This is a genomic window from Paludisphaera borealis (assembly GCF_001956985.1).
GTDB lineage: Bacteria > Planctomycetota > Planctomycetia > Isosphaerales > Isosphaeraceae > Paludisphaera > Paludisphaera borealis.
On record NZ_CP019082.1, the window covers coordinates 4,151,507 to 4,165,900 of the forward strand.

Sequence of the window (14,394 nt, forward strand, 5' to 3'; positions counted from 1 at the left end):
GGCCAAGGCGATGCACGCCCGCAAGCCTACGTCCTCATCCCATTCAGACGGTCGGCGGCGGCGCGACGGACGCGTCGGTAACCGACGCAGCCGGCGGCGGCGAGGAAGACGAGCACCGACGACGGCTCAGGGACCGGGGCGGCGTCGGTGGTGAGCGTCAGCGTTGACTCGAAGTTGTTGAGGTAACCCCCCGTCACCTGGCTCTGAACCGTCGCGGTCAATCCCGTGAACCACGACGGGATCAGGCTGGGGTCGACGCCTTGACCGATGCTCACCACGCCGGCCGCCGATCCTTGGGCGCTGCCGCTGTATCGGCCGAACATCCCAACATAGGACAGCGAGCCCTCGACTGGGGCCGAGAACTGCGCCCAGGCCAGGGTGCGGTCGCCGTCGGAGAGGCTCGCCCAGATCTGCATGGCGGAGTCGACCGGCTTCTGCCAGTTCTCGGAATCCGACCCGTGCTGGAGGATCTGTCCTCCGCTTCGAGTGAATCCCGAGAAGCCGTCGGTGACGTCGATCGTCACCGGGTCGTTGGGAAGAATCTGGAGGTTGTGGGCGTTTCCCCAGATCTGGAGCTTCAGCGGCGATGCATGAGCCCGGCCGATCCCCCCAAGCACGACGGACGACGCCAGACAAACCAGCCAAGCGACCTGACGCATGACGACCCTCCTGGTCTTGATTTCTCGGTGCGATCCTGAAGTTTTCTTTAGGCGGCAGCGAATATGCAATCGACCGAGGCGTCCGTCAAGGCGAACGCGACGCACGCGTGCAAGCCCACTCTATTACCCAATCAACCGCTCGACGGCGGCCACGGTGCGGAGGACGGCTTCATCGACGTCCGATTCGGTGGTGGACGCGCCCAGGCTGAACCGGACGGAGGAGCGGAGGCGGTCGGGGGGAACGCGCATGGCGACCAGGGTCGGCGACGGCTGGGTCGAGCCGCTGGCGCAGGCCGAGCCCAGCGAGACCGCCACGCCCGCGAGGTCGAGCTGGATCATGAGCGCCTCCCCCTCGATCCCCACGAACCCGAGGTTGACCGTTTGGGGGAGCCGTCGGGCGCGATCGAGAGGCCCGTTGGGGACGACGCGGTCGGGCCCGAGCGCGGCGATCAGGCCGGCTTCGAGGCGATGGGAGAGCCGCGCCCAGGTGGCGATCCGGGTTTCGGACTCGGCCCGCCAGAGTTCGAGGGCCGTCGCCAGCCCCACGACCAAGGGCACCGGCGCGGTTCCCGGCCGCCGCCCTTGCTGCTGGCCGCCGCCGAACAGGCGAGGGGCGAGCTTCACCCCGCGTCGGATCAGCAGCAGCCCGACCCCCACCGGCCCGTGGAACTTGTGCGCGCTCGCGGCCAGGGTCGCGACGCCCAGCGCGTGGAAGTCGACCGGAATCCGCCCCACGGCCTGCACGGCGTCGGTGTGGACCGGCACGCCGCGCGTCGCCGCCAGTTCGGCCAGGCGGGCGACCGGCTGAAGGGCCCCGGTCTCGTTGTTCGCGAGCATCAAGGCCGCCAGCCGCGTCCGGTCGTCGAAGTAGGACGCCATCAAGTCGGCGTCGGCCAGCCCCTCGGCGTCGACGTCCGGCCGATCGACCGCGAACCCTCGGCTTTCAAGGAAGGCGATCGGCTCGGCGACCGCCGGATGCTCGATCGGGCTCGACACGATCCGCCCCGGCCCGTCGTCGCCCCTCGCCAGCCCCAGCACGGCGAGGTTGTTCGCCTCGGTCCCCCCCGACGTGAACACGACCTCGTCGGCGAACGCCCCTAGCACCCCGGCCGTCGCCTCCCGCGCCTCATCCCAGGCCCGCCGCGCCCGACGCCCCGCCGAGTGCCGGCTCTCGGCGTTCCCCGCGCTCAAAAAATAAGGACGCATCGCCTCCAGCACCCGAGGATCGAGCGGCGTCGTCGCATTGTGGTCGAGGTAGATCGATGGAGCGGGCATGGGTTGGAGTGATCGAGAAATCGCGACGGCAGTTTTTGTTCAACGCACGAGCAAATCGCGCCCACTCTATCCCAAGCATCGGAGCGTCAGCAGCAGGCCGATCAGGAACATGGGGACGCCGATGAGGAAGAACGGGCCGGCGCAGAAGGCCATGCCGACGGCCATGAGCGTGAAGCCGACGGCGATCCCCGTCAGCCGGCCCAGCAGGCTGATCGCGCCGATCACCAGCCGGAACGGGAGGGTCACAACGAACCAGACGATCGAGAAGGTCGCGGCGATCACGGTGATCACGGGGTTCGTCACCTCGAAACGCGCGTCGCGAGACCCCTCCGGCCATGTATGACGCCATGCCGGACGGCTAGCGACGTTGGCGAACCGCGGCGGGGGGGAATGGGCTTGCCTCATGCGAACGTCTCGGGTAAATACTGCGCGATTTCGGTATTTCGGACTGTGACGGCGCGGCGCGTTTCGACATCATGGGGATCGGCTTTTGATCCAACGTCGGTTCGCCCAAACTGCACAGCCCACGCGTTCTTGACTCTCGGCGCGACGCGTCTGAGAGGGATTCGCGGGAAACGGACGTCCCTTTCGTCTATCAGGGATTATTGCGGCGAACCGAGCTTTGACAAGGCTCTGCAAGCTTGATTGAGCGAGCCCATCAAAAGGAACGGATGGGCGGGAAAAGCAACGGCAGGAGGCCGGGTCGTGCGTCAATTTTTCTTCGCGATCGTACTCGTGGCGGCGGCCGTCGTCGGCGGCGCGATAGTCAACGGCCCCGGATTTCGGTGGGCCCAGGACCACGTCTTCGACTATATGGGCCTGAAAGACGGCGGCGAGATCGCCCTGGTCGACCTCCCGCCCGCCCCGGGCGACGCGAACGCCGACCCCGCCCCCTCACAACCCCCGACCGGCTCGTCCGACCGCAAAGGTGGGCCGACCGCCGCCGACCGAGCCTCTCGGAAGCCCGATCCGAAGCCGAAGTCGCTGCCCCAGGTCTTCGGCGGGGAGAAACCCGCGCCGACGCCCGAACCCAAGTCACCCGAGCCGGTTGCGTCCGCCGCCCCCCCGACGCCCACGCCCTCGCCGACGCCGGATTCGATCCCGATCCCGCCGGCCCTGGCGGGTCCGGCCGGCGCGCCGGGCCCCGAGCCGAGCGCCCCGCCGGCGCCCCTCGATCCCGGCGTCGCGCCGGCGATCCTCGCCTCGCTCTCGCCGGCCCCCGCCGTCGCCCTGGCTTCGGCGGCCGCGCCAGCCGCTCCGATTCCGGACGCCCCCGCATCGGGTGGGGGCGACTGGGCCGAGCTGCGCCGCAAACTCAAGGCGCAAGGCGTGACCCGGTATACAATTGAGGGTGAGACGGGGGGGCGCGTCGTGTTCTCGTGTCTGATCCCGCTGGCCGGCAAGCAGGCGGTGTCGCAGCGGTTCGAGGCCGAGGGGGACGACGAGTTCGCGGCCGCGCAGGCGGCGTTGCGACGAATCAACCTCTGGCGGGCGACCCGAACCGCCGCGCCGGCCTCGTCTTGAGTCGATGTCCCCTGGGGCCCGGCGCGGTCGGGCCGTCTCGCGAAGCCGCCCAAATCGAGAGGGAGGTGAACGCCGGCGGAAGTCGCCCCCTATAATCGTTATTGAAGTTCATTCGACCTGATCGACGCTACGGGGAACCACCCCGACCGGTCGATCTTCAGAAAGGGCCGGGCCGTCCAATGGCCGAGGGATTGCCGTTGCGTCTTCTCCTGATCGTGACAGGCAGTACGCTGCGGGCCGAGCAAATGGACCGCCCGCTCGCCTACTACCTGAAACAGCGCATCGAGCAGGCGCTGGCCTCCGGCCCGTACGACGACGTCTCGGATTACCACGTCCAGGTCGTCGCCGACTTCCGCTGGATTCAAGACGAGGGCCTGCACGAGATGGCGACGATCTCGCTCGGCGGCCCCGGCGTCAACGAGCTGGCCCATCGCTGGCTGGAGGAAGTGCCCGTCTCGCTCGCGTACAACGAGCGCTACTTCATCCAGATGGACCCCGACTTGAACGAGCCCCGGGTGAGCATCTGGGGCATGGACAACCCGACGACCCAAATTGCGGTCTCCGTGTTCCTCGACCGGTTCCTCCCACGGTTCCTGGAACGTTGCGCCTCGCTCCCCCCGAGCGTCCTCGATTCGGACGACGAGGGCGAGCCCGAGATCGAAGCCGACGACGACTGACCGGACCGGCCAGGCCAGGCCAAGGCCAGACACCCCTCCCGACGCGCACCACGCGACCTCTCCCTCCCTGTCCCGGACCGCCGCGCCGCCGCTCCCGTCGCCCGCCCGTTTCGATCGCAAATCCATCTCGAACCGACGGCCTCCCTGGGTGATGGGATAGAGGCCCTGGCTGCAAGTGATTTTGTAGCCGGCCTCTGTGAGGCCGGTCTCACGGCCAGCGTCCCCGGGGTCACAGACCCCGGCTACCATCGGTCGCCGTCCGTCGGTTCGTTTCGTTTCGTTGTCATTTCGCCTCAATGCGTCATGACGATGTCGACCATGTCGTAAATTCCCGATAGAGGCCCGCCAGGCGGTCGAGAGGACCGAGTCCCTTCGATTTCCCGCGCGGCCTGCCGGCCCGAATAATGTGATGAACAGGGGCTTGCGCCCCTCGCTCGCCGACGTTTTGATCCCAAGGAAGGACTGGGTGATCATGCGGATTCCAGGCCGATCGAGCGGATGGGGGAAACGGGCGTGGACCGAGGTTCGGGGAAACGTCCCCCGGGCCGTCGCGCTCGCAACGACGTTGGCGTGGGCCGGCGGCGCCGCGGCCCCGGCGCGAGGGCAAGGGCGGGGGGAGGCGGGGTCGATCGGCCAGCCGACGCGCGTGACGGTCGTCCGCCGCTCGCTGGCGCAAGACCAGGGGGCGTGGGTGATCGAGTTCGAAATCCGCAACGAGACGGCGGCCGGGATCGTCGTCACGCCCGCCGAACTTGAGGCGCGCGTCGAGGGCTGGGTGTCGAACTCGCGGGTCGCCAGCCACGCCCGGCCCCGGCCGGCGCGGGTGACGCTGAAGGGGTGCGCGGGGCCGACGGCCGCGGGGGAGGTGATCGCCTCGAAGGACGAGTCGGCCCACTGCCGCGAGCGCCTGGTGCTGTCCATCTGGAGCGACGACGCGCAGCCCCCCGCGCGGCCCGCCGACGGCCTTTCGCCGATCTGCCTGGCCCCCGGGGCGAGCGGCCGGCTGCGGCTGCGGATCGAGCACCAGCACGCGATCCACGGCGATTACGACCCGCTCCTGGGCGTACGGACGATCGACCTGCGGGTGGGCGAGGAGACGTTCCGCGACGTCGCCGCGCTCGACCGCGAGCACTACCTGGCCCAGCCGCGATCGACCTGGGCCGAGCCTCCCGAAGACCGCCGCGACCCTCGCCAGTTCGTGTCGGCCCCCGACAGCCTCCACCTCGAAGCGCACGCGCCGGGCCGCCAGTACTACCGGTTCCCCGACCAGCCGGTCCGCTACGGCGCCCGGATGCGGCTGAGCTTCTGGTACCTGATCGCCGTCGGCACGTCCGGCGAATGCCGCGTCCGATTCTCGCAGTACAAGGATACGCCGTCGTCGAACCGGATGCTCTCCAGCGGCGGCTTCGATCAAGAGCTGACGAAGGTCGGCCGCTGGACGAAGGTCGAGAAGATCCTCCACATGGAACCCGAAGCCACCACCGCCGCCCTCGACTTCCGCGTCACCAGCGACGCCAACCTCGGCGAGATGTGGATCGACGACGTCGCCCTCGCCCCCGTCGCCCCCGACGCCCTCGCCGCCGGGCCGTGACGGGAGGATGATCGGCCGGTCCCGGGACGCGCGCCGTGCAGGGGTCAGGCCGTGATCACGTCGACGCCCAGGTCCCGGAACGGCTGGAGGATGTTTTCACTGGCGGCCGTGTCGGTGATGAGATGGGTCAGGCGGCCGGCGGGCGTGATAAGGTGAGGGGCGACGGTGCCGAGCTTCTCGCTGGCCGCCAGGACGACGACCCGCGTCGCATGGGCGGCCATCGCGCGCTTGACCTCGGCCTCCTCGCCGTCGAAGCCGGTCACGCCCGCCTCGGGGTGGACGCCGGCCGCGCCCAGGATGCAGATGTCGGGGCGGAGCAGTCGATAGGCGTCGACCGTCGCGACCCCCACCGCGGCTCTCGCCGACTTGAAGAGCCGGCCGCCGACGATCACGCCCTCGACTTTCGGCATCTCGGCCAGGGCGGCCGCGGCCGTCAGGCTGTGGGTGACGATTGTGAGCGGCAGGTCGGGGTCGATCCGATCCAGGACCGCAAAAGGGGTCGTGCCGGCGTCGAGCACCACCAGATCGCCGTGCCTGAGGAGCCGGGCGGCCGCCGCCCCGATCCGGCGCTTCGCGTCCGTCGACTCCTTCTGCCGGACGTCGTGCTCGATCGACGTCGGCGTCCGGGGAAGCGCCCCGCCGTGGACGCGCTGGAGGAACCCGGCCCGGTCGAGTTCGCGGAGGTCGCGACGGACCGTGTCTTCCGAAACCCCGAAGCGACGGCTCAGCTCCGACGCCAGGATCTTCCCTTCGTGGCGAAGGACCTCCAGCATCAGGCGTTTGCGTTCGGCGGTGAGCATGGGATCGTCCGAAATTCGTCCTCGACTCTCCAACTTGCCCCGGCAAACCTTGCATCTGCCGACTTCTTCGTCAATTCTGCACGAAATTGCGGCACTCCGCACGAAGATTTTGTGAATTCGAGCAAGATCGCCTTGAGCCGAAGGCTTCACCGCGTAAAATCGATATGAATCAAGAAATTTCATGCAAAAGGACGCACCTTCAAGCAGGCCGAGCTTCCCCATCTCATGGACGCCTCAAAAATCCCGCCGTCCCCCGCCTCTTTTCCAATCGACCTCTCCGCGGGACGTAAGGCGCGGATCGCCGTTTTCTCCCTGTTCGCGTTGGATGGGATCGCGTTCGGCTCCTGGGCGGCTTATCTGCCCGTGTGCAAGGCGCGGCTCGGGCTGAGCGACGGCCAGCTCGGCGTCGTCCTCTTCGCGTTGGTCGTCGGCAGCCTGGTGTTGATGCCCGCGACGGGCCGGGCGCTGGCCCGTTGGAGCAGCCGGACGATCGTCCTCCTCGGCGCGGCGGCATGCTGCGTCACGATCCCGCTCGTCACCGTCGCGGCCATCGCGTCGGTCTCGACCGTCGGCTGCCTCGGCTTCCTCATCGGGCCTCCGCTCATCGGCGCGGCCAGCCAGTCCGTGGGGCTGGCCTCGGCCCTTCTCCTCGTCGTCCTGTTCGGCCTGACGATCGCCGCCAGCGCGCGGCTCGTCGAAGATCGCCCGGATCCGGAAAGCCCTTCCTCAAAAGAAAAGAACCTCGAAGAAAGAATCCCTCATGTCCATCCCGAACCCATCGTCTGAATACGCCCTCGCCGCCATCGACATCGACGAAACCCTCCTCGGCCCCGACCACAAGATCGGGCGCGAGAACCGCCGGGCCATCGAGCGTCTCCAGTCGCTGGGCTGCCGCGTGGTCCTGGCCTCCGGCCGCCGCCACGACAACATGCTGCCTTACTACAGCGAGCTCGGCCTGGACGATTTCGTCGTCTCGTCGCAGGGCGCCCGGGTCCAGCACTCCAGCACCGGCGAGGTCCTCCACCGGGCCGAGATCGATCCGGCGTCCGCCGCCGAGCTGACGGCGGAGGGCCTCGCCCGAGGGTTCGCCGTCATGCACTGGTCGGGCGACCGCGTCTTCGCCCAGAGCCCCTCGAAGTGGATCGACGCGTACGAAGAACTGACCGACGACCCGGTGGCCTTCGTCGACCTGCGCACGCTCGCCGACCGACCGGCCGAGAAGGTCGTCTGGCTCGGCGACCCGACCCTCGTCGCCGCGACCCGTCCTGAGATGCACGACCGCCTCACCGGGCGCTTCCTCGTGACGATCACCGAGCACTGGTCGCTGGAGTTCAACGACCCGAAGGCCAACAAGCGCGACGGCGTCGCGGCGCTCGCTCGACGGTTGGGGATTTGTCGCGAGGCCGTCCTGGCCTTCGGCGACGGCAACAACGACGCCGACCTCCTGAAATGGGCCGGGATGGGCGTCGCGATGCCGCACGGCCGGCCCTCGGCCCACGCCGCCGCCCGGCTCATCGCTCCTTCCGGCGACCCCGAATCGGCGATGGCCCGAGGCGTCGCGACGGTCCTCCGCCGACTGGAAGGCGTCATGGTCCCCTGATGATCGAATTCCGGCGGCCTCGAAGCGCACGCTCCGGGCCGCCAGTACTATCGATTCCCCGACCAGCCGCTCCGCGATGACGCCCGGATGCGGCCGATCACGAGTCCGGCGCGGCGATGTAGAAGTAATTCATCGGGTCGTGCGGCAGGCGCTCGACGCGAGCCGGTCCGAAGCCGGCCTCGCGCAACATCTGCAGCGCCTTCTCCTTGCCCCACATCGCGCCGAGGCCCGGGCCGCCGCACGCGAGCGAGACCGACATGCAGTGCATGCAGGAGATGGTATAGAGGAACGGCCCCAAGGGGTGGGCCAAGTCGGTGTGGACGTGGCTCGACCCCGAGATGTCCTGCATGAGGAACGTGCCGCCCGGCCGCAGCGCCTCGGCGATGTTCCGCAGGACCGCGTCCGGCCGGGCCTGGTCGTGGATGGCGTCGAAGGCGGTGATCAAGTCATACGCCGCCGACTCCCCCATCTCCGCGACGTCCCTCACCTCGAACCGGGCGTTCGACAGCCCGCGCCGCTCCGCCTCGCGCCTGGCCGCGACGATGGCTTCCTCCGCGAAGTCGTAGCCCGCGAACCGGCTTTTGGGGAAGTTCGCCGCCAGTTCATTGACCGCCCGGCCGCTGCCGCAGCCCACGTCCAGGACGTCGATCCCCCCGGCCAGCCGATCGACGAGGCCGGGGACCAGCGGCAGGATCTGCTCGGCCAGGGCCGCCACGACCGTCTGGGCGCTCTCCTCGGCCATCACCTCGTGGAACCGGTGGTACGCGGAATACGGCACGCCCCGGCCGTGTCGGAACGCCTCGACCACCTGGTCCTCGACGTAGCCGAGCACGGCGACGAACTGCATCGCCGCCGCCACGTTGTTCGGGCTCGACTCCCGCGTCAGCCACGCGGCGTGCTCCGGCGGCAGTCGGTACGTCCCGTCCCCCTCGCGGTACTCGACGACGCCCCCCGTCGCCATCGCGCCCAGCCACTCGCGCACGTAGCGCTCGCTCAGGACCGCCTCCGACGCGATCCGCTCGCTGGTCGCCGCAGGCAGCCGGGACATGACGTCGAACAACCCGGTGCGATGACCCATCGAGGCCATCAGGGCGAGCCCCGCGTGGTTGAGGGCCTCGACCATTTTCCGGCCGAATGCGTCCACGCGTTCTTGCTCCAGCGAAACGCCCATATGCTCACTCCTGAGTGGTCGTTCGACCTCCCCCGGATATCCATGGCGAGGGCCCCCACGAATCGCCCGCGCATTCGACCATGCATATCATCCACACGTTAACGATTCATTCTTCTCGTTTCAACTCATTTGCCATTTTCACCATCGGAACAATCGGAACGCGAAATCCAAACCATCATGACGCCGGGGGCCCCTCGGCGTCATGATGGTTTGGATCAGATCCATGATCGCGTTCCCGCTCGATCGACGTCCTGACCAGGCTCACTTCGGCGCCGGCGATTGCGCCACGGCGGGGCGGCGGTCGTCCAGGTCGGTGTCGGCCTCGATGTGGTTCTTCTCGATCGTGACCGGGCCGACGCGGGGCTCGACCTGGATGCCGACGGTCTGCGTCCGCTCCGCGCCGGCGCGGGTGTCGCGGATCTGGTTGCCTTCGAAGACGAGGCTGGCGGCCTCGCCGCGCACGCGGATGCCGGCGGTGCCCGGCTTCCGGCCGTTGTCCTCGATGACGTTGTCTTCGAGACGGTTACGGTGGGGGGCCATGCCGCTCGTCTCGTCGCGGAAGAAGACGCCGTTCTGGCCGTTGCGGGCGACGTGATTGCGGCGCAGCAGGTTGTCCGAATCCTTGTGGCCGATCGAGATCCCGAACCGGCCGTTGCCCTCCAGGCGGTTACCCTCGAACAGACCGTGCCGGACGCGCCAGCAGAGGAACAGGCCGTCGGTCCCGTTGTTCCGCGCGACGTTGTCGCGCACGACGGGGCGCTGCGAGCCGCTGCCGGGGTGGAAGCCGAGGTCGGCGTTGTCCTCGCTCACGCAATCGGCGACCGTCACGTCGTTCGACTGCTGGAAGCTGATCCCGTCGCCGTTGTACCCGCGCACGACGCAGCCCCGGATGACGGCGCCGAAGCCACGATAGAAATAGATCCCGGCCCCTCGACAGCCGTTGAGCGGCGGGTTGGTCGCCTTCGATCCCTCGACGACGAGGTTTTCGACGACCGCCCCCTCGACGTGCGACCCGCTGACGACCGGGAACACCGTGGCGGCCTTCGCATGGTCGGCGACCATGCAGTCGGCCCCGAGCGGCGCGTCGATCGAGAACGTGTTCCCCCGGGAGCCCGTGATCCGGGCGACGGTGGTGTGGAAGCCGCCGGCGTTGTCGTCCCAGACCGCGACGCCGCCGCCCACGGCGAAGCCCTTCGGGTCGGCGACCGTGATCTGCTGCTCGCCGTAGTCGCCGTCGATCGCCAGCGCGGAGGTCGTTCCGTCGGCCTTGCGGAGGATCGTCTTCCCCTTGCGCCCGCGTACCATGACGTGCGACCTCAGGTGGAGCGAGTCGCGCATCAGAAATTCCCCCTCGCCGATCTCGACGATCCCGCCGCCGAGGCCCGCGACGTAATCCACCGCCGCCTGGAGCGCCCGGTCGTCGGCGCCGTTGAGATCGCAACCGGCGCGGCCGACCGTCACTGTGGGACGGTTGCTCATATCCGAATGCATCGCGGTCGGCAGTTGCCGCTCGTCGGGCCTGGGGGCGTGGTCGTCGGCGATCGCCGCTTGACCGAGCCACGACAGCACCAGGGCCAGAGCGGACGCGACGCAACGCCGCCCGCGTGTCAACGTCGAAAACCTCGACATGGGTGGGCTCCCTCAGCTTGCTCGTTCGGTGTCAATTATGGCTCGAACCGATCCGTCTCGACTCCGGCGGCCTCAGTCTACTCCCGTGGCGGTCGCACCGCAAAGACTCCGCGCGGGAAAGAACTTCCGACGTCGCCGGCTCGTTCGGGCCCGCCTCATGGCCGTTTCGGCGCGAGTCGCGCCAGGCCGAGCGCGGCCCACGAGCTGGCGGCGCAGGTGATCGGCGTCAGGAGTTTCGAACTCCCGGGCGAGCCGTCGGGGGTCGACCGGGAAATCATCGGCCAACTGCCGTCCGACGCTTGCGAGGCGACCAGGAAGTCGATCCCTCGCTTGATTTCGGGCCGTTCGGCCGTGTAACCGGCGAGCGACAAGACGTACAAGGTCTGGCCGGTGGCGAAGGCGTCGCTCTTGAATTCGGGGACGGTCTGGCTCCAGCCGCCGTCGGCGCGTTGCAGGGCGAGCAGCTCGTCGATCGTGGTTTGCATCGCCGCTCGCGGCTTTCCGGAGCGAGCCCCCATCAGCACCTTCATGACCTTGTCTTGATGGAGGTCGGAGGGCTTTGCGGCGTCGAGCCAGGCGATCGCCCTCGACAGCGCCTCGCGCCGCGATTCCGGCGCGTCGGGTCCCGCCTCCCCCTCGAGCGCCATGATGATCCAGGCGGCGTCGGTGGTCTGGCTCTCGTTGATCGGCGGTCGCCTGAGGGTGGCGAAGAACTCCCACGAACCGTCCGGTTGCTGCTTCTTGACGATCTCGTCCGCGATCAGCTTCAGGCTTTGTTTTTGTCCCTCGCTCAGCGAGGGCGACGCCTGCGCGGCGACGGCCAGGAACGGCAGCCCCATGTTCAGCCCTCGCCCCTGCGGACGCGGGTCGGGCGGATCGGCCGGGTTGGAGAAGATCTTCGAGGCCATCAACTTGTCCTTACTGCCCAGCAACGACTCGGTCGTATCCGCCAGGAATTTCTTATCGATCGCGTACCCCTGCTGTTCGGCCTCGCTCAGCGCCCAGAGCGGCATCGGCGCGTGATGGCAGGCGGCGCATTTGCGCGTGTTCAACCAGGCGGCGCTTTCGGTCTGCAAATATCCGATGGCGCGCTCGACCGCCTGCTCGACCTGTTTCGGCTTTGCCGGGGGAATCGAGGCCGGCTCGTCGGCGAGGGTCGGTTGTGAAAGCCAAAGCCCCAGTGAGAACGCCGCCATCCAGGATGCGCGAGCCATGGATCGATCCTCCCGCAAGGAACAATGATCGGCGGCGAAACACGTGTCGATTTTACAGCGACGGCGGCGGGATCGCCATCGATTCGATGAGCGTGCCCACGAAGCGCCCGGCCTTCGGATCGAATCGTCATGCCGCGAGCACCCTCCGAATGGAAGCCCGAAGCGCCAGCGAGTGAATCGGCGTTGGGCCGTCGGAACCATTCACTCGCTGGCGCTTCGGGCTTCCATGCTCGCCGGCCAGGGCAGGCCAGGCGCCAATGACGACGTCGGCGCCGATTGACACGCCGTCGGCTGGTGGAATTGAGACTGTTTTGAGAAACTCTGATGGTTTTCCGGAGCATTCGCTCCATACCGGGATCGCCTGGTGCGCCCTCGCGCCGCTACCGCCCGAGGCCGAGAAATCGGGGATAGGCCATGAGTACGAACAGCGACGGCTCGTTGAATCCCGCGATCGGCGGGCCGAAGGGGGTTCGCCGGGGCCTGACGGGGGTGCGGGCGCTGATGGTCCTCGTCGCGTGCTGCGGGGCGATCCTCTGGGCCTGGCGGCATCTGGCGGAGAACTCCGATCCGGGGCTCCTCGAAGCCCGATCATTTCAGGAACGGTCGATCGGCATGATCCGGTCCGGCAAACCGGCCGAACGTGTGACCGGGATTCAGCAGTTGGAGCGTCTCCATGCAGGCGTCGCCTCGGTCTCAGTCCCTCCGCTTGTCACGGCGCTTGAGGATTCGAACGCCGAAGTCCGGATCGCGGCGGCCGGGGCCCTGAGCTGGATTTGCTTCGGCGAGTCGGGGTCGTGCTCGGGCGGCGAGGTCTGGCAAGCGGCGGCGGCGGCGTTGATCCGGTGCTTGAAGGACCGCGATCCGGCGGTTCGCGTCGCGGCGACCAAGGCCCTGGCTTCGATCGGCACCAGCTTGGCGAACTCGGACTCCGGCGGAGAAACCGAGACCATCCGCGCCTCGGCGGCGGCCCTGATCCAGTGCTTGAACGACCCGGCGCCAGGTGTACGGTCGGCGGCGGCGATCGGCCTGGTGGACCTCGCGTCGCCGGGAATCGCGGCTCCGCCGATCGATCGCGCGACCGTCATGGACGCGCTGGTCGAGTTGCTCGGCGATCGCGACGCCGGGGTCCGTCTCTCGGCGATCAAATCCATGATTTCGCACCCTTGGGGAAGCGTGCCGCCCTCGGCCTTGGCCGAGGCTTTGGAGGATGAATCGGCCGAGAATCGCGCGGCGGTCGTCTCCGGCTTGTCCAAATTCCGCATTGGGCTGGACCCCTGGGTCCCCATCTTGCTGCGACTCGCCGCGCACGACCCCGATTCCAACGTGCGCGTCGAGTGCTTGAGGACCTTGAGTTTTACCTTCAAGCCGCCCGCCGTCACGTTGGCCGTCGTCCCGGTTTTGATCGCGAGTCTGAGAAGCACGGACGCGACCGTCCGGAGCCAGGCTGCCTCGATCCTGAGCGCATTCTCGACCGACGCCGTTGCGGCCGTCCCGGACTTGCTCCGCGTCTTGAACGAGCCGCACGACGCCAAGGTGGCTTTGTTCGGGGGCGGCCCCTGGGCCGCCGAGCCGGCTTGCGAGGCCGCTCGGGCGCTGGGCCGGATCGCGCCCGGGACGGCGGAGGCGAAGGAGGTCGTCGCGGGCTTGATCGCGTTCACGCGTTCCGGCCCTCCAAGCAGACACGGCTGGGCGGCCTATGCCCTGAGCGATTTCGGAACGGCCGCCGAGGAGGCCGTCCCCGCCCTCGTCAAGCTCGTCAACGACCACCCCCTGGACGACAGGTTCGATCACGAGGCGTCGGTCGTCCTCGCGCTCACCAAGATCGCGCCGGGGACGCCGTCGGCGGGCCAGGCCGTCGCGGCCCTGCTGCCCGGCCTCCAGTCCAAGGTCTGGGTTTCCCAGATCCGGGCCCTCGACGCGCTCGGCCGTTTCGGCCCCAGCGCCGCGGAGGCCGTCCCCCGCATCCGCGCCCTGAAAGACGATCCCAGAGCCGAAGTCAGAAGGGCCGCGGCAAGGGCGCTGAGCGACATCGAGAACGAGCAGGCGCCGTGAATCACCCCCAGGGCCTGATCGAGCTTCGGGGCGGCGTGTAATACTCCGGAGTCGTCGCCCGTAATCCCAAGAGGCCGGCATTCACGCCCTGTCGAATTCCCCGAAATGATGCTTCCCCGGCTGCATGGATTTGGTTTAGAATGGGTCGCTCACATATTGTTTCGGCCGATTCCGGGCAGGGCGGTTCGGGTTCAACGACGAG

13 protein-coding genes are annotated in these 14,394 nt (G+C 68.4%); 6 read left to right on the plus strand and 7 right to left on the minus strand.

Features of this window, described 5'->3' with window-relative positions:
* Positions 1-26 precede the first annotated feature (26 nt).
* The 3 genes from BSF38_RS16195 to BSF38_RS16205 form a co-directional block, all read right to left on the minus strand.
* Positions 27-659 carry a PEP-CTERM sorting domain-containing protein gene (locus BSF38_RS16195; RefSeq protein WP_076347300.1) on the minus strand — a complete coding sequence of 211 codons (633 nt, stop codon included), beginning with the start codon at positions 657-659 and terminating at the stop codon, positions 27-29.
* A gap of 123 nt (positions 660-782) precedes the next feature.
* Positions 783-1,934 (minus strand): cysteine desulfurase family protein, encoded by a 1,152-nt coding sequence (locus BSF38_RS16200; RefSeq protein ID WP_076347302.1) that lies wholly within the window; start codon positions 1,932-1,934, stop codon positions 783-785.
* A 66-nt stretch (positions 1,935-2,000) separates the two neighbouring features.
* Positions 2,001-2,225: a hypothetical protein gene (locus tag BSF38_RS16205; protein ID WP_237170485.1), complete on the minus strand. Its 225-nt coding sequence runs from the start codon at positions 2,223-2,225 to the stop codon at positions 2,001-2,003.
* 414 nt (positions 2,226-2,639) lie between these two features.
* Between BSF38_RS16205 and BSF38_RS16210 the strand changes: the two genes are divergently transcribed.
* The 3 genes from BSF38_RS16210 (at position 2,640) to BSF38_RS16220 (ending at position 5,726) form a co-directional block, all read left to right on the plus strand.
* A complete protein-coding gene (locus BSF38_RS16210) occupies positions 2,640-3,458 on the plus strand; it encodes a hypothetical protein (protein WP_076347304.1) in 819 nt (272 codons plus the stop codon).
* A 197-nt stretch (positions 3,459-3,655) separates the two neighbouring features.
* Positions 3,656-4,135, plus strand: coding sequence for a hypothetical protein (locus tag BSF38_RS16215; protein WP_237170486.1), 480 nt, complete (start codon positions 3,656-3,658; stop codon positions 4,133-4,135).
* Between the two features lie 409 nt (positions 4,136-4,544).
* Positions 4,545-5,726 (plus strand): hypothetical protein, encoded by a 1,182-nt coding sequence (locus BSF38_RS16220; RefSeq protein WP_076347308.1) that lies wholly within the window; start codon positions 4,545-4,547, stop codon positions 5,724-5,726.
* 44 nt (positions 5,727-5,770) lie between these two features.
* Here BSF38_RS16220 and BSF38_RS16225 read toward each other — a convergent pair whose 3' ends face one another.
* On the minus strand, positions 5,771-6,526 hold the full coding sequence (locus BSF38_RS16225; RefSeq protein WP_076347310.1) for a DeoR/GlpR family DNA-binding transcription regulator: 756 nt from the start codon (positions 6,524-6,526) through the stop codon (positions 5,771-5,773).
* A gap of 225 nt (positions 6,527-6,751) precedes the next feature.
* Between BSF38_RS16225 and BSF38_RS16230 the strand changes: the two genes are divergently transcribed.
* A complete protein-coding gene (locus tag BSF38_RS16230; RefSeq protein ID WP_076347312.1) occupies positions 6,752-7,312 on the plus strand; it encodes an MFS transporter in 561 nt (186 codons plus the stop codon).
* Positions 7,287-8,126 (plus strand): Cof-type HAD-IIB family hydrolase, encoded by an 840-nt coding sequence (locus BSF38_RS16235; protein WP_076347314.1) that lies wholly within the window; start codon positions 7,287-7,289, stop codon positions 8,124-8,126. The genes BSF38_RS16230 and BSF38_RS16235 overlap by 26 nt, the downstream gene beginning before the upstream one ends.
* A 97-nt stretch (positions 8,127-8,223) precedes the next feature.
* Here the strand turns inward: BSF38_RS16235 and BSF38_RS16240 are convergent, their stop codons facing one another.
* The 3 genes from BSF38_RS16240 to BSF38_RS16250 form a co-directional block, all read right to left on the minus strand.
* Positions 8,224-9,297, minus strand: a complete 1,074-nt coding sequence (locus tag BSF38_RS16240) for a class I SAM-dependent methyltransferase (protein ID WP_076347316.1) — start codon at positions 9,295-9,297, stop codon at positions 8,224-8,226.
* Positions 9,298-9,558: 261 nt separating this feature from the next.
* Positions 9,559-10,926 carry a right-handed parallel beta-helix repeat-containing protein gene (locus BSF38_RS16245; protein WP_076347318.1) on the minus strand — a complete coding sequence of 456 codons (1,368 nt, stop codon included), beginning with the start codon at positions 10,924-10,926 and terminating at the stop codon, positions 9,559-9,561.
* A 155-nt stretch (positions 10,927-11,081) separates the two neighbouring features.
* Positions 11,082-12,140 carry a prenyltransferase/squalene oxidase repeat-containing protein gene (locus BSF38_RS16250; RefSeq protein ID WP_168189394.1) on the minus strand — a complete coding sequence of 353 codons (1,059 nt, stop codon included), beginning with the start codon at positions 12,138-12,140 and terminating at the stop codon, positions 11,082-11,084.
* Between the two features lie 414 nt (positions 12,141-12,554).
* On the opposite strand from BSF38_RS16250, the gene BSF38_RS16260 reads away from it, so the two are divergent.
* Complete coding sequence (locus tag BSF38_RS16260; protein ID WP_076347324.1) at positions 12,555-14,192, plus strand: sister chromatid cohesion protein PDS5; 1,638 nt, start codon at positions 12,555-12,557, stop codon at positions 14,190-14,192.
* The last annotated feature ends 202 nt before the right edge of the window (positions 14,193-14,394 follow it).